Source organism: Vibrio sp. 10N.222.49.C9 (assembly GCF_041474985.1).
GTDB lineage: Bacteria > Pseudomonadota > Gammaproteobacteria > Enterobacterales > Vibrionaceae > Vibrio > Vibrio crassostreae_C.
Map to the genome: position 1 here is coordinate 1 of NZ_JBFRVD010000383.1, position 278 is coordinate 278.

1 pseudogene is annotated in these 278 nt (G+C 48.6%); it reads left to right on the top strand.

What is annotated here, in order from left to right:
• Window positions 1-259: pseudogene (locus AB4585_RS23615) on the top strand (glucosaminidase); the annotation flags it as partial.
• Window positions 260-278: the final 19 nt, after the last annotated feature.

Here is a 278-nt window from a genome sequence, read left to right on the forward strand (position 1 = left end):
GACCCACGAAGTGGCTAAGTTCGACTCCGTTGGTGATTCAGTATCTGCCTACGTCGATAACCTAAACACCAACCAAGCGTACAGCAGCTTTAGAGAGCTCCGTGCGAATATTCACGCACAACATAAGACGCCAACCGCTGAACAGCTGATTCATGGGCTAGGCAGCTACTCTGAGCGCTCTGATGACTACATCAATGATATTCTGACGATGTTGCGTCACAACAAGGCACTCCTTGAGCAGGCGCCACCAGCCAATTAAAGCTGATTACATAAAAAAC